The organism is Nostoc sp. 'Peltigera membranacea cyanobiont' 210A, from assembly GCF_002246015.1.
Classification (GTDB): domain Bacteria; phylum Cyanobacteriota; class Cyanobacteriia; order Cyanobacteriales; family Nostocaceae; genus Nostoc.
The window spans coordinates 173454-197751 of sequence record NZ_NOLJ01000013.1 but is presented as its reverse complement, the minus strand read 5'-3'; the positions used below and the strand labels follow the sequence as shown (position 1 = coordinate 197751).

The following is a 24298-nucleotide window of genomic DNA, read 5'->3' as shown; positions in this document are numbered from 1 at the left end:
CACAACTTGAATTATTTTCTGCCATAACCTAAATTTGTTAGCGCAGAACTTTATCATCTCGAAACCTTGACCTCATCTTAGATTTTGGGCAAGGTTTCCGCTTTTGACCTAATGGTAGGACAAATAGAAAAGGAAGTGTAGAAACGTAGCGGCTGAATTTTAGAACAAGAACTGTTCTCTTAGGATAGTCATTTTGTGTAATGGTTGTATCCGTCCAGTTGTCTAGCCAGTCTCCATCTACATCTTTAACAAATTGGCGAATTCCATCCACGCCGTGGACTCTTCTAGAGTGTCTCAAAGCCCTAGCTCGTTGAAGAGCATCTCTAGCTTCATCAACCCTTTGTTTTTCAAGACCCTTTTGAGTAGACATTACACTTTATTTGTCTATGTTAATTACAAGATAGCAGTTTCCTTGAGTTAGATCACTACGCTGAAATACAGATTGACCAATTTTTTGATTTACTTGAGTTAATCTTGGATTAAAACTTACAAACATTGCTCTTCTAATACCCCAGTATTTTAAGGTTAATTGCCATTCTCGCTGCTTATTTCGAGAATGAGTATCATTTACTGTGGTTATTTGCACACACAAAGGTAAATTTCTTGACCCTGAAGCTATAAAATCAGTTGCCATTGACAAATCAGCAATATAAGAGTTTGATGTGTTTCCTCCTAAAAATTCTATTTCTTGGCAGATTTTATTGACAAAAGATTTATCATCGCCCTTAAATTTACCACCCATTAATTTTTTCTTCCAAATTGGCATCTTGGGGTCAGGCTCATTAATCCAACGCGTGAATAAAAATTCATACCAATATTGTTCTGTTGGTGTTAGCTGTGCAAACTCCACTTTTCTATCATCTTCGGGCATTAATTGGGTTTTAAACCAGAAAGTGGCATCACTCAGCAATTCTTCAAGGAACTGCAAAACATGAGGTTTTCTTTTTAGAAGTCCAGATTTTTTATTCGCTATCCAGCGTCTTACCTCATCCAACCTAGAAGCTAGTTTGGGGAAAATAGATCGACTTTCTTCAATTAGTTTATTTAAATCTGCCCTAATCTCGTCCGGGTCTCTTTGCACGCTGAGTATATTTTTATATTTTTAAAACAATGAATGATCGTAACACGAGGGTGTGTTTCTATGATGGTCTTTTACTGAGTGCTTAACGTAGTTTTTAGTTCCTCAAAGCATTCTGATTAAGCAAGGTCAAATTCTTGTAGGCTATGGGTTACAGGGTCTAAGTCTACAGTCTAGCAATGAAAATCAATCGGCATGGACGCGCTAAGATTCTCACTCAACAAGAGATACAGCTAATCTTCAGTCATGGTGTGAACAATGACCGCGATCAAACTTTGTTCGCGGTATGTCTCTTCAGCGCTTGCCGAATTCGTGAATTCTGTACCCTACTAACAGAAGACATCTACACACCCAAAGGGGGAGTTAGACCGCAGTTTGTGATTTCTGCCTTATTGTCAAACTAGGAGGAAAGAGATTTTCTCGTGAAGGATTACTTAATATTCCAATATTAAGGTTTTGAATCTTGGTGTCTTTTTCTCCAAGTCAGTCTTTGCTTGCTGATGAGTCATGTCCCCTTCAGCAATTGTTTGACTATTTAAAATGGCAAGACGCTGCTGAATCTGATGTCGGCGTGCTTCGAGTTTCTCTAGTTCCTCCTCTAAACGCTCCTTCTCTAACATCATTTTGTAAGCATTTAAGTAAGCTGTTGCTTGAGAACGTTGAGGAGGCATGGTGCTAAATTTGGCTTGAATTTGTCTGCGGTTTGGAGTGCGATGCATAATAAATTTCTCTTTGGGTATGAAAGTATTTAGTCTAATTAGCCGTTAAAATAAACAGGCTGCGGCTCCTTGGATGCGTTCTAAAGGCTGAACTGAGCGAGGAAGCATTGGTAAACGAACTATTGTCAAACCTGGAAAATTTGTCTCGCAGTCATCGCAATTAATGGTTGCTTTAGAATTAAAGCGGTTGAGAACAAGGTAATTCTGGCTCACACCTATTTCTTGCATAGATTTGAACAAGCGTTGTTGTTCGGCAAGTACGCTAGTCTGGTTAAGTGTAACCCCAATGAACTCTGCTTGTTGTGGGTCTTTTAGCACTTTTTGGGCTTTGACTACGCGCTGTCGCAAAGTTCGTAAACGCCCCATAAACTCTGTACGACCAAGGACATTCTGATACTTGATCCAGAGTTTGAAAATCCAACCTAGCCAGTCTGCCAGTGCAGTCGGCATTTCTAGAAAACGCAGAAGATGACCTGTAGGAGCAGTATCTAAAATAATCAAGTCTTCTTCTTGTTGCTCTAGCAATTCCATTACTGTTAACAGGGAAAGTATTTCATCAATCCCTGGTAAAGCTTGATCGACAATTTTGCGCCAGGCAGCAGGAGCATAGGCCATTTCAATAGCTTCGCTTGTTTGGGTTTCGCCACTCATCATTTCGGCCAGCTCCCATAGGTAATCGGCTCTGAATTGATCGACAATGCGATCGCCATCCACTTCCTGACCTCGAAGATTGGCAGTTATTTGATATGGTTCGTGTCCTAAACTCAAACCAAAGGCATCACCCAAGGAGTGGGCTGGATCGATAGAAACCATGCGAATTTTGCGATCGGGATGTTGTTGAGCCATAGCCCAACCAATCCCAGCTGCTACTGTGGTTTTGCCTACTCCACCCTTACCGCCAATTAGTAATAGGCGACGACCTTCGGTGAGAAAATCTCCAAAGCTAGGAGGAATTTTTTCAGGCCATTGAATTGGGAGTAGATGAACAGGAGATAGTGGTTCAAGCTGAGGAACATGGATTTGGTCGATCAGATGGCTGAGGGCTACAATTCCCAAAGGCTCCTTATCTTGCTGTGGCACAATGAACATCGGCTTTCCGTTAGCAAGAGCCGTATACTGACTGATGAGCGGTTGTTGTTCTTGGTAACGATCTGGGTCAGTGGCACTGGCAAGGACTTGGTTAACAAACAACCCTCCACAAGGAACCTGCATGGTTTGTAAGGCTTCTAGGAATCGTTTTGACTCCAACCAACTCATTGGTTCGGCGATCGCTACTAACAAACAAGCTGTATGCGTGGGATCTTGAAGCAGACGACGACCTTGCGACAGTTCAGCTTTCAGGGTTTGCAAAAACTCGTCAGCGCGATCGGGTGTGTAGCTTCCAGCAAAGGTCTTGCTAATAATCCGATGCTTTTCTTGAAACAGTTCAAGAGAGTCGAGGAAAGTGTCTAAAAAGTCCATCAATCCAAACAAGTTGAGAGTATGACCGCTAGGAGCCATATCTACTACTACTCGATCTACCCGCTGCTCCTGAAAAAGGCGTTGGATCTCTAACAAGCCCATCAACTCGTCCAGCCCAGGCCAATTTAAATCCCAAACTGGCAGCAAGTCTTGTCCTTCAACAAAACTACCGCGCTCCACTAACAGTTCTAACACCTGACCATAACGTTCTTTAAACTCTTGTAGCAGAAGCTTTGCATCCAACGCCCTTACTAGTAGATTGGGTAGTTCAGCTATGGGACGAGGAATGTCATCAACGCTAACTTGTAAGACATCTCCAAGAGAGTGAGCCGGATCGGTTGAGATTAAAAGAATTTGCTCATTGGTAAATTTCTGCGCCCAACGACATGCAAAGGTGCAGGAGATTGTCGTTTTTCCGACTCCACCTTTGCCGCTAAACATAGCAAGGTGTAGGTTATCAAAAAGTTCCATCCCGTTTGTCATTTGCGGTGTTTTAGGATAAAGTTACTACATTTTTTTGAAAGTTACTTAAGTAATTTTGCTGAATAAAGGTATTTAAAACTAGCCTTGGCGACTAGAAGTCGCGGCTATACAGACAAAACCCGCACTTCGACAAGCTCAGTGACCACCTGCGCGGGTTAAAATTCTTACTTTTTCATTAGTCCACCTCCGTGAACTTCGCCTGTGTAGCTGCAAATTATNTGAGACTGTTGGCGAACAAGTGAGGGGTCTTACCCCTCATAAAACAAGGCAGTAAACAGTGATCAAAATGATTGTGTGACAAAAGTGGCATAAATAATCAAATATGACTCTTCATCCGCGAGACTGGTCATCGATTCCAGAAACGACAGCGCAAGTAGCACGAAAATGCTTTCCCAAAGGAAACGTGTATATGAAAATGCGGGATGAATTGGGGGTGTTGTACCTTGATAATGACTTTCTAACACTGTTTCGGGCAGACTGTGGACAAAGCGGCATATCGCCAGGACAATTGGCATTGGTAAGTGTGATGCAATTTGGCGAAGGGTTAACAGACAGACAAGCAGCAGATGCAGTCAGGAGCAGGATTGATTGGAAATACGCATTGGGACTAGAAATTACTGATAGCGGTTTTGATTACTCAGTATTAAGTGAATTTCGCAGTCGATTAATTGCTTGCGGGCGAGAAAGGGAATTGTTAAATCTGATGCTGGTACATTTTCAAAACAAAGGTTGGCTCAAAGCTAGGGGAAAAGCCAGAACCGACTCAACTCATGTACTAGCAGGAATCCGGCAACTAAACCGCCTAGAGTGTGTTGGAGAAACCTTACGCCATGCCTTAAATCAGTTAGCAACGGTTGCTGATGAATGGTTATTAAGAATAGTCAATGAAGATTGGTATTCGCGTTATGCAACCAGATTTGAACAATACCGCTTACCAAAGTCAAAAACAGAACAACAAAGCTTGGCATTGACCATTGGCTGTGATGGTCATCATTTATTGGCAGCCTTGTATGACCCATCAAACCCAGAATGGTTACGGCATCTCAAAGCGGTAGAAACTTTACGCTGTGTGTGGATACAGCAATATGAACTACAACAGGGGCAAGTCTATTGGCGAGAAGCCGACAACTTACCACCTAACAAACAGCTCATCCAGTCTCCGTATGATATTGAAGCGCGTAACCGCACAAAAAGAGAAATGAATTGGACGGGTTATACCCTGCATCTGACAGAAACTTGTGATGACGATGCACCGCATCTAATTACCAATGTTGAAACCACGCCTGCAACCACTGGCGATGTGGAGATGACTCAGATTATTCATCAAGCTTTGGCTGATAAAAACCTCTTGCCAAATGAACACATCGTTGATACTGGTTATGTTGATGCCCAACACTTGTTAACGAGTCAGACTGAGTTAGGAATTGACATCGTTGGCAGAGTACCTCCTGATTCCAGTTGGCAAGCCCAAGCCCAACTTGGTTTTGACGCTTCAAGTTTTACTATCGATTGGCACAATCGCCGTGCTATTTGCCCACAAGGTTGCACCAGCCAATCTTGGCATTTCCGCACGGATAACTATAACAATCCTGTGATTCAAGTACGTTTTCACAAGAGTGATTGTGCTGCTTGTCCCGTCCGCTCTCAATGTACTCACTCACCGAAGTTGTCCCGTGTTCTTACCCTCAAGCCTCAACCTCTTTATGAGGCTCTTACCTCCGCTAGAGCTAGACAAAACACCCAACAGTTTAAACAACTTTATTCTAAACGTGCTGGTGTTGAAAGCTCCCTATCTCTTGGAACTCGTGCATATCAATTGCGCCGCACTCGTTACATTGGTCTTGCCAAAACCCATCTTCAACATATCGCCACTGCTGCCGCCATTAATCTCTCCCGGATGTGGGCTTGGTGGTCTAATGTTCCTATTGGCAAGACCCGTGTCTCTCGTTTTGCTGCTCTTTTTACCTCTGCTTCATCATAATCCCTTTGCCATTTTTATGGGATGTTTGGTTTCACCCTCTTTTAATTCGCCAACAGTCTCATGGAATTCGCCCAAATTGGTAGAGAGCAAGAATTGTATTTTCTTCCTTCTGCCTCCTGCCTGGTTGGTGAGCGTTCGCGTAGCGTCTCGCAGAGAAGTAGAACCACTGCCTTTCTTCGGTAATTAATTTTGTTGAGTTACTTACAAAGATTAGCCGAGGAACTATAACTGAGGTAAAGATTTAGCCAGAGATGTCCAAAAGTAAGGAGATAAGATGGTTAACAGTTCTGAAGGCGATATAAATATTGGCTGTAATGTCCAAGGTATTTCTGAATACGACTTTTTTTCTGACAGTAATTTTGAGGACATTCATTGTCGTCCACTCAAAACAGACTCTCCCTACTTAGGACTAAAAACTTTTGAAATTAAAGATAAAGACAAATTTTTTGGTCGGGAGAAGTGGATTGCTAATCTGGGCGATCGCTTAAAAAAAGATAATGTACTCTTGCTTTTAGGAGCCTCAGACACTGGCAAATCATCATTGATTCGGGCAGGTTTAATTCCTTATTTAGGATCTCATAAAAATTCGTTAATTAATATAAGTTTTCACCCAGATGAAAAGCCTTTTAAATCTCTTTATCAGTGTCTTGCTTCTACTTATGGGAAAAAATCGCCAATAGCGGATATCGCTAGAGAAATAAGAGAAAATACCCTAATAAAAATTGTCAGATTCCTCAAACAAGATTATCAGTACATTCTGATTTTTATTGACCAATTTGAAGAACTGTTTACGAAAACTCAAAAGCCAGAACGCGATAAATTTGTTGCTAGTCTCTTTCAACTGTTCCAGCAGCAGGATAGCTCTGTCAAAATTGTTTTAACAATGCAATCTGATTTTTTGGATAGATTTAGTGAGTATCCCCAACTTGCGAAGATCCACGATCGCTATAGTCGTATACTCACTAGAATGAGCAACGGAGAATTAAAGTTAGCGATTGCTGAACCTGCTGCTAAAAATGGCGTTACCTTTGAACAAGGATTAGTTGAGCAAATTATTCATGATTTTCACCAACAAAATGATTATTTACCACTGCTGGCATACACCTTAGATGTGCTGTGGGAAAGAGAAAATATTGCAAACCGGGTTCTGAAGATAAAGACTTATCAAGAACTAAAAAAGCAAACGTTTGGTTATTTAAGCGAAGAAGCTAATCAATTTATTAATCCTAGTCTTGGATGGCGCGATCGCCATTCGAGAGAAAAAGAACAAGAGATTCAAAAGTTACACCTTGCACTGACTGAATTAAAACTGCGCGAGCAATCCGCCAGGGTTTTGAATTTACTTCCTGTCCAACCGCTACAGGGTTTGGTGCTGGCAATTCAAACAATGGGTGAGAATCTAGAGAAATACCCAAACCAGCTTCTAGCTCCTGTTTTGGGAAGCTTAAAGGAAGCAATGAACACACCCACAGAGGCAAATAGCTTGCGCGGACACGAGCAAGAGGTTAATTGTGTAGCCTTTAGTCCTGATGGCAAGTTTATTGCCAGTGGCAGTAGTGATTCTACGGTGTGCTTGTGGAATATCATTGGCAATCCTACTGCTCAATTTTTGTTGGGGCACGAGCAAGAGGTTAATTGTCTAGCCTTTAACCCTGATGGCAAGTTTCTTGTTAGTGGCAGTATTGACGGAATTTTGTGTTTATGGGATCTACAAGGTAATCTCATTACTCAACCGTGGCAGGGACATGAGGAAGGAGTTATTTCCGTCGCCTTTAGCCCAAATGGCGATGGCTGCGCCAACCCCGGAGGGGTAAGCATTGTCAGTGTTGGTTTTGACGGAACAGTGTGTTTGTGGGATTTACAAGGTAACGCCATTACTCAACCTTGGCGCGGACATAAGGAAGGAGTTATTTCCGTCGCCTTTAGCCCAAATGGCGATGGCTGCGCCAACCCCGGAGGGGTACGCATTATCAGTGTAGGTTTTGACGGAACGGTGTGTTTGTGGGATTTACAAGGTAACACCATCGCTCAACCCTGGCACAAACATGAGGCGAAAATTATTTGCGTCGCCTTTAGCTCTGATAGCAAGTTTATTGTCAGTGGTAGTAGTGATTGTACAGTGCGGTTGTGGGACATCCAAGGTAATTCCATCGGTCAACCTTGGCACGGGCATGAAGGACATGTAAATTCTGTTGCCTTTAGCCCTGATGGTAAGTTTATTATTAGTGGTAGCTGCGATCGGACAATACGCTTGTGGAATATCAATGGCAACCCGATCACTCAACCTTGGCGGGGACATGAAGGACAGGTTAATTCCCTAGCCTTTAGCCCCGATGGCAAGCTGATTATCAGTGGTGGCGATCGCACTGTGCGTTTGTGGGAGCTAGATCAAATACTACAAGATCGGGTCATCGGGCGATCGCAGCGCAAATATGAGAATTGGGTCAATTCTGTAGCCTTTAGCCCTGATGGTCAGTGGATTATCAGTGCCAGCAATGATTTGACAGTGCGCTTGTGGGATATTCACGGCAACCCCATTGGTCAACCTTGGCAGGGACATGAAAAAGAAGTTAATTCTGTAGCCTTTAGCCCTGATGGTCAGTGGATTATCAGTGCCAGCAATGATTTGACAGTGCGCTTGTGGGATATTCACGGCAACCCCATTGGTCAACCTTGGCAGGGACATGAAAAAGAAGTTAATTCTGTCGCCTTTAGCCCTGATGGTCAGTGGATTATCAGTGCCAGCAATGATTCGACAGTGCGCTTATGGGATATTCACGGCAACCCCATTGGTCAACCTTGGCGCGGGCATGAGTATTGGGTAAATTCCGCAGCTTTTAGCCCTGATGGTAAACTGATTGTCAGTGGTAGTCTTGATGGAACAGTCCGCTTGTGGCAATGTGGGTGGCAAGAATGGTTGCAAGTTTGCTGTAACAGATTACATTATCATCCCGTCTTTCAAAATCCTGAAAATGGCAGTGATGTAGAAATTGCCCAACAAACTTGTCAAAAATATGTATGGAATCCACAATGCCCTAAACAGTTGCACAACCAAGGTGCAGCAAAGCTAAAAGAGAAAACTTTTTCAGCAGCTTTGGAGGACTTTAACCAAGTAGTTCAAGTTAATTTCACATCGCACTGGAAACATCGTCTTGCTTGGCAATCAGTACCCACAGAGAACCAATAACTCGGACTACGGTTTGTTTAACTGTACTAGCGGGTTGACTGGGGGTGATTTTGGTTGTTCAAATTTGAACTGTTTTGGTATCGATCGTGTAGCTGGTTGTGGTTTGAAGCAAAACATGAGAAAAATTCTGAAGCATAAGCTCGACTTTATCCATTTTTGTGAAACCCAGAACCTAATGCGCTTGCGTGATGAACTTGGGGTCTTGTTATCAAGATGAAGACTAAATATACTATTTTAGAGATGTCTATAGGACTCATATTTGATTTTTGAACAAAACTCAGTACACCTTTATTCCTTCTTCCCAGTCCCCAGTCCCCAGTCCCCAGTCCCTTACCTCTACGAGTGATTCAGAAATCAAATCGGATTGCTATATTAGGGTTGATAGTACTTCGACAAAACTTGATGGAAGTGAGAAATTCCATATTCAATATCTGCAAGCTGAAGTACACCATAAGCTTTGGAATGAACGCTTGCTTGTAGCGATCGCACCACCCCAAAGTCTTCTTTGGTTTTTAGAATCTAAAAACCTTAAGTTTTATTACTATATATAGTAAATCATTAAAAACATTGATATTTTATTAAGATTATTAAAGTAATGTTTCTTACTGAAACTTATGTAAGTAAACTTAATTACTAAATATTAATACTTAGTAAATCACATTAAATATCCCAAATAGCGGGACACAGATATATTTATATTGTTCGCAGAAGCAAGGAACGAGCTTGATTGAGGATAAAGTTCGGGAAGATGAAGCACAAATCATCTTAAAAATAGTATAAATACAACTAAGTGGTTTTTCTGATATTTGATAGTATGAAGTTTGTGATGGGTAATCTAGGTTAAGCCAAGACCTGCGCGAACCAAGATTTACCACTCATGAAGATACATCCGTCTAGCAAAGTCCGTGCATTTTCTTTACAGCTTGTTCTGATCGTTCCTTTCGTATTGCAAGTTTTTGCCATCGTGGGACTGGTTGGGTATCTGTCGTTTAAAAATGGCGAGAAAGCGGTGAACGATCTAGCGGATCAGTTGATGGAACGAACCAGTGGTGAAGTCAATCAACATTTGGATGCTTACCTGTCGATTCCCCATAAAGTTATCCAGTTAAATGCGGATGCAATTCGCATGGGATTGCTAAATGTGCGCGATCGCCTCAAGGTTGGCAAGTATTTCTGGCACGAAATGCAAGCCTATGACCTAACTTTTATCAGCTTGAACCTAGCAACTGGGGAAGGGACTGGAGCCGGCCGTTACGATGGCAAAACGGTGACAATCGATGATAATGCAATCAAAACTCCAAGTCTGCCGAAAAATACGAAAACTTACTTAACAGATAATGATGGCAACCCAACCAAAGTGATGACGACCAGTACTTGGGATACTGTCAATGAACTTGCCTATACTGAACCTGTGAAAGCCGGTAAACCTGTCTGGGTTCGCATTTATACTTATTACGATCCTGCTTATCCTCCTTATATTGTGGCATCGGCAGGTCGTCCGATTTATGATGCCAGCAAAAAACTGATTGGTGTTGTGGGGGCTGAAATTCACCTGTTGAAACTCAGTGAATTTTTACAAAAATTAAATGTCAGCCGCCTTGGACAAGTTTTTATTATGGAGCGTGATGGTATGTTGGTTGCCAATTCTGCTCAAGAAAAGCCTTTTACCGTAGTCAATAACGAAATTAAACGCCTTAAAGCGATCGATAGCCTCAATCCGGCGGTACAAAACATTGCCAAGCAGCTTCAGCAGCGCATTCCAAATTTCCAGTCGATTACCAATACCCAAAAACTGAAAGTTAATGTTCAAGGGGAAAATTTCTACGTGCATATTGTACCTTGGCAAGACCAATATGGTTTGGACTGGTTAGTGGTAGTTGGTATTCCGGAAAAAACTTACATGGCGCAAATCCATGCCAACACCCAAATTAGTATGCTGCTGTGTTTTGGGGCGCTAATAGTAGCAACAACGATTGGCATATTTACCTCACGCTGGATTGCCTATCCTATCTTGCGCTTGAATCAGACTACCCAGGCAATAGCATTTGGTGATTTACAACAGACACTCGAAGAGGGGAATATCGATGAACTCAACACTCTTGCTCACTCTTTTAATCACATGGCAGGGCAATTGCGCGAATCCTTTATTGCTTTAGAAAATAGTAATGCAGAACTAGAAGCGCGAGTCGAACAACGGACTGTTGAACTGAAAACAGCCTTGAGTGAATTGCAACGTACCCAAGCACAAGTAGTTCAAAGTGAAAAAATGTCTAGTCTGGGTCAACTAGTGGCAGGTATTGCCCATGAAATCAATAACCCAGTCAACTTTATTCACGGCAATATTACTCACTTGGATGAATATACTCAAAACTTGTTACAGATGATTTATCTCTACCAAGAACGCTATTCTAGTCATGACCCAGAAATTCAAGCATTAGCAGAGGAAATCGATCTAGAATTTCTCATTGAAGATTTACAAAAGATACTGCCTTCAATGAAAATGGGGACTGAGAGGATTCGTAATATTGTGCGATCGCTACGGAATTTTTCGCGTATGGATGAAGCGGAATTTAAGACAGTTGATATTCATGAAGGTATCGAAAGTACGCTCTTGATTCTGCAACACCGCCTTAAAGATAAACCAGACCGTCCAGCAATTGAAGTTATTAAAGATTATAGCAACTTGCCGCAAGTGGAATGCTATCCTGGTCAACTCAACCAAGTATTGATGAATATTTTGGTAAATGCAATGGATGCCCTTGATGAAGCAGACATCAAGCGCACCTCTCAACAGATACAAGAAAATCCCAGTCAAATTACTATCCGCACTTCAGTAGTTGATTCACAATCAATAGAAATTGCGATCGCTGATAATGCAGAAGGAATGCCAGAATCGGTTCAAAGCCGGATCTTCGATCCATTTTTTACTACCAAACCTGTAGGCAAAGGAACAGGCATGGGTATGGCAATCAGCTACCAAATCATTACGGAAAAGCATGGTGGGAAATTGCTATGTTTTTCTAGCCTTGGGGAAGGCACTAATTTCATAATTCAAGTGCCTATCCGCCAACAAGCTCCTGAACGCGTCCTCAAAGTATAGAGCGATGGCATCATTGATTGGAATTTTTAATTTCGTTACAAATGTTACAAAGCTAAACTTGCATGGGCATATTAAGAATGCTTATATTGCAAGAAAAAACAATGACAGCAACTTTATCTGGTTATCAACTCCTCGAAACCCTTCACTCCGGTAGTAAAACCGTCATTTATCGTGGACGGCGAGAAACCGATAATGTCCCTGTAGTGATTAAAACTCTTCTGTGCGAACATCCACCCCTAGAAGATATTGCTCGACTGCGCCACGAATATCAAATCATTGAGTCCCTGCGAATTCCTGGCATTGTTAAAGCCTACGAGTTAAAGAATTATCAGCATGGTTTGGCTTTGGTATTAGAAGATATTCCAGGTTGCTTGCTCAAAGAAATGATTACAACTCAAAAAACTACCTTGATTACTTTTCTCAAGGTGGCGATTAATTTGACACAGACTTTAGGAGAGCTACACGCCCAAAAAATTATACATAAAGATATTAAGCCGCACAATATTTTAATTAATCCCGAATCAGGGGAAATCAAACTGATTGACTTCAGTATCTCCTCGCGCCTCGATCGAGAAAATCCTACTTTGAGCAATCCTAATTTGCTTGAAGGTACACTTGCCTATATGTCGCCTGAGCAAACAGGCAGAATGAACCGAGTGTGCGACTATCGCACCGACTTTTATTCGTTGGGTGTCACCTTGTATGAAATGCTAACAGGTACGCTGCCATTTTATGCTAATGACCCGATGGAGTTAATTCACTGTCACATCGCCAAAATGCCAGTCGCACCCTGTAGCGAAACCGTGTGTCGTGTTCTGGAAGATGTGCCAGAGGCGATTAGTGCAATTATTTTGAAACTGTTAGCGAAAACAGCAGAGGAGCGGTATCAAAGCGCTTGGGGACTGAAAGCGGATTTAGAGGAATGCTTGTTTCAACTTCAAGTGATTGGCAAGATTGAAAACTTCGTACCAGGGAGACAGGACAAATCTGGGCATTTTTTGATTGGGCAACAACTCTACGGACGCGAAGCAGAAGTAGCAACATTGATGGCTGCATTTGAGCGTGTAGCAGTTGGTAGCAGCGAATTTATGCTCGTCTCTGGTTATTCGGGCATTGGCAAGACGAGTGTCGTCAATGAAGTTCATAAACCGATTGTGGGGGCAAGGGGTTATTTCATTGCAGGCAAGTTTGACCAATTCAAACGCAATATTCCATACACGTCGTTGATTCAGGCATTCCAATCTTTGATTGGGCAATTACTAACTGAAAGCGAAGCCCAAATCCAAGTGTGGAAAGAGAAACTGTTAACCGCATTGGGAGAAAACGGGCAAGTCATTATTGATGTGATTCCAGAAGTCGAACTAATTATTGGAACTGTGCCACCTGTTACACAACTGGGAGCCGCAGAATCTCAAAATCGTTTCAATCGCGTTTTTGGGCAATTCATTGGGGTATTCACGAACCAAGACCATCCCTTAGTTGTTTTCTTGGATGACTTACAGTGGGCAGATTCGGCATCACTGAACTTAATTGAGCGATTGATGACCGATACTGAGCGCAAATATTTATTACTAATCGGGGCATATCGTGATAATGAAGTGTCGCCCACCCATCCATTGATGATGAGTTTGTCCAAAATTCAATCCTCTGGTGCATTGGTGAATAACATCATCTTGTCATCATTGCAGTTAACGGATGTGGAAGCGTTAATTGGCGATACATTGAATCACATAGAACATAGTCAGCCACTAGCAGAATTACTATTCCATAAAACCGGGGGGAACCCTTTCTTCTTAACGCAACTGCTGAAAACCCTACACCAAGAAGACTTGCTAACATACAACTTCCATTCTGGAGTATGGCAGTGGGATATTCAACATATTCAAGCGATCGGCATTAGCGACCTGAATGTGGTTGAACTGACAGCGAGAAATATTCGCAAACTCTCATTAGAAACGCAACAAGTCCTTAAACTGGCTGCTTGTATTGGTAATACTTTTGGACAAAATTAAAGTGTATGAAGTCCAGATGCAAGCTTATATGGGGCAGAACAGGCTGCTAGAAGCGGTTAACACAGCGCTACAAGTTTTAAAGCTGTTAGGGGTGGAGTTTCCCCAAGAGCCGAACGCGTCAGATATTGGGCAAGGATTGGCGGACACTGCGGCAATTTTGAGTGGAACGCGAATTGAGGATTTAATTGAGCTACCTCAAATGAGCGATCGCTATAAATTAGCAGCCATTAGACTTTTGTCAAGTATCTTTGCTCCTGCATATATTGCTGCTCCTGCACTGTTGCCCTTGACGGTGTGCAAACAAGTACAATTATCCGTCGAATATGGTAACGCTACCGTTTCTGGGTTTGCTTATGCCAATTATGGTTTTCTTCTTTGTGCCATTGTGGGAGATATTGATTCAGGTTATAAATTTGGTCAGTTGGCTTTAAATCTAGTGTCAAAGTTAAATGCTCAAGAAATCAAAGCCAAGACAGTTTTCATCGTAAATCTATTTATCCGACATTGGAAAGAGCATCTGAGAGAAACCTTAGAGCCTTTGCTGTCAGGTTACTCTAGCGGCATGGAGACAGGAGATTTAGAATATGCAGGCTATTGTCTACTCCAGTACTCCTGTTTAGCTTACTTTAGCGGTAAAGAACTGACTGTCCTTGAAAGAGAGATAGCAAGAAACAGAGATGCTATTCATAAAATCAAGCAAGAAACAGCGCTTAATTATATAGAAATCTATTGGCAGGCTACCTTAAATCTACTTGGAAAAAGTGAAAATCCCTGCCTTATCAAGGGTGAAGCCTGCGATGAACAGATAAGGTTGCCACTGCACCAGCAAGCAAACGACAATGCGGGAGTTGGCTACATATATCTAAACAAATTTTTGCTTTGTTATTGGTTTGAAAATTACTCGGAAGCGATTGAGAATCTCGCTATAGCAGAGAAGTATTTAGATGCAGTGGTAGGAATGCCCTTTGTTCCTCTATTCAATTTTTACGATTCTTTAGTACGGCTAGCGGTGTATCCCAACACCCAAGAATCAGAGCAAAAGGCCATCCTCGATCGCGTTCAAGCTAATCAAGAAAAAATCCAAAAATGGGCGGATTATGCCCCAATGAATCATTTACACAAATTCTATTTGGTAGAGGCAGAACGGCATCGGGTTTTAGGCGAAAAAATCGAAGCGATCGAGATGTATGAAAAAGCGATCGCACTTGCCAAACAAAACGAGTATATCAACGAAGAAGCGATCGCACACGAACTCACAGCCAAATTTTATTTGTCATGGGGTAAAGAAACGATTGCTCAAATCTACATGACTAATGCCTACTACGCCTATAGCCATTGGGGTGCTGTTGCTAAAGTCAAAGATTTAGCAGCACGCTATCCGCAATTAATTTTGCGGTCAAACACAGAAAAACTAGAAACGAATTACCTGCACACTATTCAAACAAGCTCTACGACTACTGGAGGCGCTCACATTCTCGACTTCATGACAGTGATGAAAGCTGCACAGGTGCTGTCAGAAGAAATGGTGCTAACTCACCTGCTCGAAAAATTGATGAAGATTGTTATCGAAAATGCTGGCGCTCAACAAGGTTACTTTATTGCCAAGCACGAAAATAGATGGCTGCTAGAAGCAATGGGAATAGTTGTAGGTAAAGAGGTTAGTGTTGTTATTAATGCAGAGGAGAAAACCAATTCCCTCTTACTCCCAGTTGCCTTATTAAATTATGTCGAAAGAACCAGAAACAATCTGGTTTTAGACAATGCTGTTAAAGACTCTCGTTTTGCGGCTGATGCTTATATCACCACTTACCAATCCAAGTCAATTTTGTGTTTGCCGCTAATTCACTCTGGCAAGTTTACTGGTATTATTTACCTGGAAAATAATCTCATTTCTGGTGCTTTTACCCCAGAACGGGTAAATGTGCTGAGTCTGTTGATAGCACAAATTTCGATTGCGATCGACAACGCCCGTCTTTACACCAACCTGCAAGCTTACTCGCAACAACTAGAAGCCAAATCACAAGAACTCGAAGCTAAAAATGAAGCTTTCCAAGCATCCGAAAAGCGCGAACGAGAAAAAGCTGAACAACTTGCACAATCCCTGCACAAACTCCAACAAACCCAGGCTCAACTTGTGCAAACCGAAAAAATGTCAAGCTTAGGGCAACTGGTAGCTGGGGTTGCTCACGAAATCAACAATCCAGTCAATTTTATCTTTGGCAACCTAACTCATGCCAACACCTATACCCAAGAGGTGCTGAGACTGCTGGAACTTTATCAGAAGCATTACCCATCTCCCCATCCAGAGATTCAGGAAGAAGTAGAGGCGATGGATCTAAAATTTCTGCTGGAAGACTTGCCCAAGCTACTGTCTTCTATGCGGGTTGGGGCAGACCGAATTCGCCAAATTGTCGCTTCTCTGCGAACTTTCTCACGTATGGACGAAGCCGAAATTAAAGCCGTTAATATTCATGAGGGCATTGAAAGTACCCTGATGATTCTGCAACATCGCTTCAAAGCAAAGTCAGATCGTCCGGGTATTGAGCTTATTAAACACTACGGCAATCTGCCCCAAGTGGAATGCTATGCAGGACAGCTAAATCAAGTGTTTATGAATGTGTTGAGTAATGCGATTGATGCTTTAGAAGAGTCATTAACAGACAATCAAGGACAAATAAAAATTCCAACTATTACTATTCACACTGAACAAATTAATGCTCATCAAGTCGAAATTCGGATTGCAGACAATGGGATGAGTATACCAGAACCTGTTCGCCGACGCTTGTTCGATCCTTTCTTCACCACAAAACCTGTGGGTAAAGGAACAGGTATGGGCTTGTCGATTAGCTACCAAATTGTCACCGAAAAACATGGTGGTTCACTGTCTTGCACTTCAGAACCCGGCGAGGGAGCGGAGTTTCAAATCCGTATTCCAGTTTGCCAGGAAGTTAGTAACTTTCCCCGGTAGTTTGAACACTGATAGTTTTTTAGTTTTTCTTGAGCAAATATTAATTGGTTTCATCATTGTGGTGTGTTTTCAGCCCTATTAGATAGCTCTTTCTGTGGCTGGTTTGTTCGCAAATAGCTGTAACGCCAAACCCGCTTGGTGAAAATGTTTTGCCCTCACCCCCAGCCCCTCTCCCCAAGAGAGAGGGGAGCTAGACATTCAATTCCCCTTCTCCTTTGGGAGAAGGGGTTAGGGGATGAGGGCGTGAGGGATTTGCAAAACGCGTGTCTGATATAGTTTTCACCTTAAGTTAACACGTATGAGCAATGCTGTGCCCCTACGATAGATGTGGTTCAAATACATAAAGACTGCTGTAAAATAGGTGTTCATCAATTAGTTTGTGACAAATGAAAAAATAAAATTAGCGATTTCCATCAACGCATCTTAGTTGATAGTTTTAAAACCGATAGGGCAGCTAAACTTAGCTTGCTTGAAAACAGGTTTGGGAGGTTTATCTAAAGTCTGTTTTTCGGAACGGCACATTATTGAAACAGTAGTTTTGTTTGTTTTATCGGAAGCAACTACACCTACAAAGCTGTTAAAACCCTTTTTTGTCAGACCTAATTTCAATAAATCAGTTGGTAGCTCTTTTGTAGGCGTTGCATATATAAATGACTTATTCTTACCCATTTCTACAGAATATCGATAGTAGGTTGTAGCTGCTGGTGCATCTCCATCTCCAAGCTCTAACAAACTATACGATTGAGCAAAAACTGATTTTTCAGAAAAATATGCTTGTTGTGCCCTGATAAAACTTCCAATTGTATTTTTACTGCTATTACTACAGCCACAGCTTGGTGGAACTTGAATAAAAATAGTTAAAATCCCAAGCGGTAATCCTCCAAGTCCAACAAGTAACAAGATTCTTTTAAAGTTAATTTTGGTACGGTCATTTTGTTTAGTCATATCTGATATATACGACTTGAGAAGGAGTTGATATAGCGGTTCTCGGTTAAGTGAGGTACAAGAACCCCACCCCCAACCCCCTCCCCGCTCTTCGAGAGGGGGCTAAGATGTACCTCATGTGATTAGGAAACGCTATACTTCAAGTTAGCATTATCAAGCAAAGCGATCTCTGCTTTTTTCTGCCTAGTTTGCGTTCGTAGCCGAGCTTGCAATTCATTAATAGTGTCACTCTGAGGAGCGATTTTTACTACTGAATTTTGAGTAGTTGCGATCGCTCCCTCACAACCCCAAATTTAGCATTAGCCTTTGAAAAGGATGTCATAAAGTGACAGTAAAACCTCTACCACAATCAAAATCACCACATACCACTCTACTCGCTGACTACTGCTATGCTGCATGAACTCCAGCACCGTTTGGGCGGTTTGGGCAATTAGCTCTAGTTTACGTTCCAGGGCATGGTGACGCTCACGGATTTCGTATTCATCTTCCAAGCGCAGATATAAGTTTTCTAGCTGTGGAGATTCCCAGAGTAACTCCGGCTTATCGATAATCTCTACTTGACCTACAATCTTATGTTGAACTAATAGGGTAGTCCCTAGTTGACGCAGTAATTCTCGGCTTTGTTGTCTACTCCTGTTTTCACGCTGAAGACTAGCTGCAAACGGTTCAATTTGATCGAATACAGTCGCTAGGCTGGTTTCATAGTGAGACAGTACAACACTTTTGGCGAGAATATCAGCCACTATTTGCAAGCGTTCTATACTCAATTCATGCAGTAAAATTTTTCCTTCCTTAGCTCGTTCACTCTCACTAATACTGAGATGGACTTCCACCTCTTCTGTTTCCGGGTCGGTAAAAGGGCCGCTTATTTGAGAGGATAGTTTGGTCAAAAAGGCTACCTTTTCTACAGGCTCAAGATTAAACAGGACAACTGCACCATAGCCCAAGAGTACTGCGTAGCCTTCTTCACCGGCTTTAACCAATACTGGCATACTCGCCAAGCAAACGTAATTCTCCAGCGTCTGTAAATTAATACCTTTACCAAGGAATAGGGCCTGCGCTCTAAATCTATCTTTGTCATTAAAAAGGAGTTTTTGCATTGTTGCCCGGAAGCTATATTCTGCCTGCTTTACTGCTCTGGTAGCGATAGTAATTTATGCCTGTTGTCAGAAATAACTACAATCTCAGCTTACCATTTCGTCTTTCCCCTACATCCCATACCCTGTTTTAGATACTCTTGCGCCCTGAATAAATTACAGCGCTTTTCAAGTAATTGAACGACACTCCCTCCAAAATTGTTAGAGTAAATAAAGTTATGAGGACGCAAATATGACTGACAAAAATCGTTCTCAATGGGACTTAGGCAGGTTTATCGAAACCCTGACTTACTTTGAGGTAATTCCTTTCCTTAACTGGGTACAGCAATTAATCCAAGGTCGTCCTAAGGATAATCAATATAGACCCAATGGAGGAAGCAACGTGGGTGTAATATTAGTAGCAGGTGCAACAGGTGGTGTCGGTAAACGAGTCGTGCAGCGATCGCTCCAACAAGGTTATAAAGTTCGCGCCCTAGTTCGAGATATTGACAAAGCGCGGTCAATTCTTGGTAATGATATCGATTTAGTAGTTGCGGATATCACGCAACCAGAAACTTTAACTCCTTTAGTTCTTTCTGATATCCAAGCTGTAATTTGTTGTACGGCAGTACGCGTACAACCAGTTGAGGGAGACACAGCAGATAGAGCCAAATATTATCAAGGTGTCAAATTTTACCAACCAGAAATTGTTGGCGACACTCCCGAAAATGTAGAATATCAAGGAGTCAAAAACTTAGTCGAAGCGGCGGCAAAATATCTACCTCAAGCAAAAGAAAAACTAATATTTGATTTCACCAAGCCATCAGCAGAATTAAAGGATAACTGGGGAGCGCTGGATGATGTCGTCATGGGTGGCGTGAGTGCCAGTAATATCCAATTAGTAGAAAATACAGCTTTATTTGCGGGTAATGTCTCCACCGCTAACTCTGGCGGATTTGTTTCTATCAGAACGAAGAATTTTGATCCACCCTTCAACTTATCTAGTTATGAAGGGGTGAAATTGCGCGTTAAAGGTGATGGTCAACGCTATAAAATATTTCTACGGACAGATACAAAATGGGATGGTGTTGGCTACAGCTATTCTTTTGACACCGTAGCTAATACCTGGATAGATGTTCATATTCCCTTTGCAGATTTGATTCCCGTCTTTCGGGCAAAAACTGTCAAAGATGCGCCGCCAATTGAGCAAAGTAGAATTTGTTCATTCCAACTGATGTTGAGCAAATTTGAACATGATGGCGCTTTAAATCCGAAATTTTCCCCAGGTAGTTTTACTTTCCAGATGGAATCAATTAAAGCTTATGGGGGGGCAACTTTACCACAATTTATCCTCGTCAGTTCAGCAGGTGTGACTCGTCCCGGTCGTCCTGGCATTAATTTAGATGAAGAACCGCCAGCAGTGAAATTAAATGACCAATTGGGAGGAATTCTAACTTGGAAGTTGAAGGGAGAAGATAGTTTAAGAGAAAGCGGAATTCCTTATACAATTATTAGACCGTGTGCTTTAACTGAAGAGGCAGGTGGTAAGGAATTAATATTTGAGCAAGGTGACAATATTAGAGGCAAAATCAGCCGTGAGGATGTGGCAGAACTTTGCGTACAGGCGCTAAAACTAGGAAAAGCGTCTAACGTCACATTTGAGGTTAAACAGGGAGAAAATACTGTCAATATCGATTGGCAGAGTTTATTTTCTAACTTACAACCTGATGAAAGATGAAATATCTACAGATTTTTAGTCTGTAAATTATTTCAACCAAGTCCGGTTAGATAGACTGTTCTAACAAGTCAGCTATTGGTATGAAAAAAATCAAGGTGCTAGTAATCGCCGGGATTTTAGTAACAATTATCTGGGGCAGTTTTTTTTCTAAAACTGCCTCATCGCAGCAAGTAGAGTCCCGCATCTACAATCTGGAAGCGGATTTGAATCGTGTTGAGTCGCGGTTAAATCAGCTAGAGTCTCAGCTAGGTAAAACTCGGCAGTCTCCATCCTCAAGAACAACACTTACCCCACGACAATCAACTCGTTCTAGAGGTAACTTATCACAGCAAGATCCGATGTTTGATCGGCTTGCAACTTTGGTGGTTGAATTGAAGCAACAAGTTAATAAATTAGAGGAGCGAGTTGCTAAATTAGAATCACGCTAAATATTTAATCAAATTTCAAAAGGGTAGTATCGCAAGGCGGAATTAAAAATTAAAAACCAACACATTAAGGCAAGAGACGCGATGAATCGCCGTCTCTACAATAATCAGTCTTTCGTATTGACGGCAATTTTCAACTTCAATTCTTGTAAAAGTTCAGTGCTAATGGGTGATTTTGCCAGAATTGGATGTTTAATACCTCCCCAGACACTTCCAGTACGGATACAATGGGAAACTAATATTTCAGGAATTTGGCTAGAAATTAAAACCTCTGGTGGTGCGAGTTGACCGAGCGATCGCGCTCTCTTGTAATGATATGATTCTGATAGAGCCAGATCGAGTTGTTGAGCAATAATTTCTGGGATTTCTTTTGCCGAATCTAGTAATAGAATGTAGTGTGGAGGATCGGCAATTGGCATCAAACTTTTAAAGTTAGTTTCTTGCAAGTTCAACAGAGCAAGAGCATTATTTACAAAGGTTTCTTGCAACTTTTCGCCCACCAAATCGCTAATGGCTTGATGTCGTCCGAGAAACTCTAAACAAGGAGTGTGGCGATAGTAATGAGTTACCCGGATGCGATCGCCAATTCGATAACGATACAATCCTCCTTTCTGCGATAAAATAATCGTGTATTCCTTGCCAATGTTGAGTTCATGTAAACTATGCAGGGAACCAGTATCGTCCTCGAACTCGAAAAATACTTCATCAAGAATTGGCACACATCCCCCAGCGACAATCAAGGGAATCGTTATTGGGGCTTCGGTTGCTAGTAGTCCTTTACCTTGAATTAATGCATCTGGAAATTGCGATCTTAATCCCTGAGCTTGATCTGCTGCATTGGCACTATCCCAGCAAGAAATTAGCTTTAAGTTTGGCCAGAGTTGCATCCAGGGAATATTACTTTCGCTGAGAAGTTGCAGACGATTATGTGAAATCCGGTTGTGTAATTCTTTTCGCAATAAATCCTGATTTTCTTGAATATATTTTAAATGTACTTGTAGAAAACTAGGACTCCAAATAGAAATAATTTCTAGTTTTTCAGCCTCTAATAATGCCAAAGCCAGTTGATGTTTAAACAAGTTCGCATCATGCAGCCGATTAAATTTATTTGGCATCACCAACCAAGGACGCAAAAACCAACGCAACCACCCATCTAAATAATCTAAATCGTTCTGTAAAGTTTGGTTATCGGCTACATTTAATTGCGGCGAGATACAAGCATAAATCTTGCCTGTGGAAAATTTCGGGCCATGTACAATCAAATCATGCGCCCATACACAGAACATTTGATTAAACGATCGCCGCAAAGATTGAGTATAAGGAATCCATTTTACTGCCCCACTACTACCAGAGGTTTTTTCGTAGAACAAAATGGGTTCGGGAGTGAGGGAAATTTGTTTAGGTTTTTGATTTAACCAGGGTTCGAGTGCATCATAATCTACTATTGGTACACGCTGCCAATCGTCTACAGAATGAATCCCCAGAGTTTTACCATACTCACTCTTGATTAGGCGATCGCAAATTTCTTTTTGTACAGATGTCTGCATTAACTCTGGGTTATCCAAAGCTTGATGAAATCGCCTCGCCGTTGGTGCGAGAATTTGCCCAAAAAGCTGAATAATCGGACGCATTATTGCACCTTTTGATTAGGATAAAGGTTACTGACTGCTGGTACATAAGAACCATCACCAATGACTACACCAGCAGCAAGATTAGATCCAGCACCGACAAAAACATTGCTGCCAATCTTGACTTTTTTGACATACAACATTAAATTTTGCTTGCGTGGTTTAATGATGTGAGAATAGATACCGACACCATGTCCGATAACGACGCGATCGCCAATTTCTAATAAACTGCGATCGGCAATCTCCAATCTTGTTGTCCAGTATACATCTTGCCCCACTTTAGCACCCCACAATCGCAACCAACAAGAAAACACCCCCGGAATCAGTCGCAGCACTGCTTCTAACACCGGAATAGCAATATAAATTACCTGGATTTGATGACTACCCCACCAGGGATTATATTCTTTATTTTGTAAATAACTAATACCTTCCCGCACAGGATAAAACCGTTCATGCAAGCGGTAAACTAGCACTGGTAGCCCATAAATAGAAAGGAACACCGCCAGAATGCTGAAGATGTTGGGTGAATAGGCGAGGTAGACTATTGCTGCCCCAGTTAGCAATAATATAAAAGTGGGAAAAAAGGAAAGAATTTTACTTAGAACTGTCATGAAAATGGGAATAAAAGTTTTTGGAACAAGTTTAATGAGCTAGGAATTCCGATTAGAGATGGCAATTTTTTGCTTTCATAATATGTTCCATGTAACTTATCCCAAATTTTTAGATTAGCCCCATAGTTATAATTGTAGATTTCGCGGCAATGATGCCAAGCATGATCCTGTGGTAAAATTAGCCAAGAAGATAAAAATTGATAAAGCCAGCTACTTTCAGGAATTATCAAGCGGCTATGTCGCCATAAATCTAAGGCAGAAGTTAGACTTACTCCAAGTAAATAACCTGTTGGATCGGCTAACAGATAGAAAAATAAAGTGTGTATCCATAAATAAATAATTAACAAACTTGTCCAAAGTGTGTTGCGAGAAGTTCCTAATACATCCATCTGAGTAACAGTATGATGGACTTGGTGAACCTTCCACAACAATTTAGTATGTAATAAACGATGATTCCAATAATATAAATAATCAACTACAACAAAACTGATAATAAAAGTCGGAATTAATGATATTTTTAAATATCCTTGTTGATTTAGTAATAAATGTTGATAAATCCAATAAACTAAAGTAGCTTGTAGTAAAGGAATCAAAATTCCTTGAATCGTTAATCCTATAGCATCTAGCAGCCAATCTTCACGACTTTTAACTTTGAGTTGAGTTCGTCCAACCTGATTGCTAATAGTCCAACCAACTAATCCGATAAAAGAGCCAAAAATTAGTAGTTGTGAAAAGTTTTGTATTTCCACTTCTGATTGCTCACACTGATATTGATTAATTACGAATTACATCATGTCTGCTTGATTACTTATTAAACCCGAAGAACCCCACCCCGCCAAAGCTGTGCTTTGTCTCCCCTCCCCGCTTGCGGGGAGGGGATTAAGGG

General features: G+C 41.5%; 16 protein-coding genes and 1 pseudogene. 8 read left to right on the top strand and 9 right to left on the bottom strand.

The genetic code is table 11. From position 1 onward, the window contains the following. Positions 1–37: 37 nt before the first annotated feature. Both CDG76_RS32165 and CDG76_RS32160 read right to left on the bottom strand, forming a co-directional pair. Positions 38–370, bottom strand: coding sequence for a hypothetical protein (locus tag CDG76_RS32165; RefSeq protein WP_094352899.1), 333 nt, complete (start codon positions 368–370; stop codon positions 38–40). A gap of 6 nt (positions 371–376) precedes the next feature. Next, complete coding sequence (locus tag CDG76_RS32160; RefSeq protein WP_094352898.1) at positions 377–1081, bottom strand: hypothetical protein; 705 nt, start codon at positions 1079–1081, stop codon at positions 377–379. A 176-nt stretch (positions 1082–1257) separates the two neighbouring features. On the opposite strand from CDG76_RS32160, the gene CDG76_RS32155 reads away from it, so the two are divergent. Next, a complete protein-coding gene (locus CDG76_RS32155) occupies positions 1258–1482 on the top strand; it encodes a site-specific integrase (protein ID WP_223265477.1) in 225 nt (74 codons plus the stop codon). A 30-nt stretch (positions 1483–1512) separates the two neighbouring features. Here the strand turns inward: CDG76_RS32155 and CDG76_RS32150 are convergent, their stop codons facing one another. Beyond that, a complete protein-coding gene (locus CDG76_RS32150) occupies positions 1513–1797 on the bottom strand; it encodes a hypothetical protein (protein ID WP_094352897.1) in 285 nt (94 codons plus the stop codon). Positions 1798–1842: 45 nt separating this feature from the next. Further along, complete coding sequence (locus CDG76_RS32145; protein WP_223265476.1) at positions 1843–3741, bottom strand: ArsA family ATPase; 1899 nt, start codon at positions 3739–3741, stop codon at positions 1843–1845. A 322-nt stretch (positions 3742–4063) separates the two neighbouring features. Between CDG76_RS32145 and CDG76_RS32140 the strand changes: the two genes are divergently transcribed. From CDG76_RS32140 to CDG76_RS39790, 5 genes and pseudogenes are all read left to right on the top strand, one after another. Beyond that, complete coding sequence (locus tag CDG76_RS32140; RefSeq protein WP_094348113.1) at positions 4064–5722, top strand: IS1182 family transposase; 1659 nt, start codon at positions 4064–4066, stop codon at positions 5720–5722. 274 nt (positions 5723–5996) lie between these two features. Beyond that, positions 5997–8909 (top strand): WD40 repeat domain-containing protein, encoded by a 2913-nt coding sequence (locus CDG76_RS39485; protein WP_094352895.1) that lies wholly within the window; start codon positions 5997–5999, stop codon positions 8907–8909. Between the two features lie 266 nt (positions 8910–9175). Next, the gene (locus tag CDG76_RS37895; protein WP_190241046.1) at positions 9176–9460 is read left to right on the top strand and encodes a hypothetical protein; all 285 of its coding nucleotides are present in this window, start codon (positions 9176–9178) and stop codon (positions 9458–9460) included. 326 nt (positions 9461–9786) lie between these two features. Beyond that, positions 9787–12009 (top strand): ATP-binding protein, encoded by a 2223-nt coding sequence (locus CDG76_RS32130; RefSeq protein ID WP_094352894.1) that lies wholly within the window; start codon positions 9787–9789, stop codon positions 12007–12009. Between the two features lie 101 nt (positions 12010–12110). Then, a pseudogene (locus CDG76_RS39790) lies at positions 12111–16989 on the top strand (trifunctional serine/threonine-protein kinase/ATP-binding protein/sensor histidine kinase). Between the two features lie 423 nt (positions 16990–17412). Here the strand turns inward: CDG76_RS39790 and CDG76_RS32120 are convergent. Both CDG76_RS32120 and CDG76_RS32115 read right to left on the bottom strand, forming a co-directional pair. After that, positions 17413–17934, bottom strand: a complete 522-nt coding sequence (locus tag CDG76_RS32120; protein ID WP_094352893.1) for a type IV pilin-like G/H family protein — start codon at positions 17932–17934, stop codon at positions 17413–17415. A gap of 299 nt (positions 17935–18233) precedes the next feature. Then, positions 18234–19034, bottom strand: coding sequence for an RMD1 family protein (locus CDG76_RS32115; RefSeq protein WP_094352892.1), 801 nt, complete (start codon positions 19032–19034; stop codon positions 18234–18236). 229 nt (positions 19035–19263) lie between these two features. On the opposite strand from CDG76_RS32115, the gene CDG76_RS32110 reads away from it, so the two are divergent. Both CDG76_RS32110 and CDG76_RS32105 read left to right on the top strand, forming a co-directional pair. Beyond that, a complete protein-coding gene (locus CDG76_RS32110) occupies positions 19264–20748 on the top strand; it encodes a CIA30 family protein (RefSeq protein WP_094352891.1) in 1485 nt (494 codons plus the stop codon). Between the two features lie 80 nt (positions 20749–20828). Next, positions 20829–21176, top strand: coding sequence for a hypothetical protein (locus CDG76_RS32105; protein ID WP_094352890.1), 348 nt, complete (start codon positions 20829–20831; stop codon positions 21174–21176). A 104-nt stretch (positions 21177–21280) separates the two neighbouring features. Here the strand turns inward: CDG76_RS32105 and CDG76_RS32100 are convergent, their stop codons facing one another. From CDG76_RS32100 to CDG76_RS32090, 3 genes are read right to left on the bottom strand one after another with little or no spacing between them, the layout of a single operon-like run. Beyond that, positions 21281–22804, bottom strand: a complete 1524-nt coding sequence (locus CDG76_RS32100; RefSeq protein WP_094352889.1) for a GH3 family domain-containing protein — start codon at positions 22802–22804, stop codon at positions 21281–21283. Further along, positions 22804–23412 carry a DapH/DapD/GlmU-related protein gene (locus tag CDG76_RS32095; protein ID WP_094352888.1) on the bottom strand — a complete coding sequence of 203 codons (609 nt, stop codon included), beginning with the start codon at positions 23410–23412 and terminating at the stop codon, positions 22804–22806. The genes CDG76_RS32100 and CDG76_RS32095 overlap by 1 nt, the downstream gene beginning before the upstream one ends. Continuing rightward, on the bottom strand, positions 23409–24161 hold the full coding sequence (locus tag CDG76_RS32090) for a sterol desaturase family protein (RefSeq protein ID WP_094352887.1): 753 nt from the start codon (positions 24159–24161) through the stop codon (positions 23409–23411). Before CDG76_RS32090 ends, CDG76_RS32095 begins: the two co-directional genes overlap by 4 nt. Between the last annotated feature and the right edge of the window lie 137 nt (positions 24162–24298).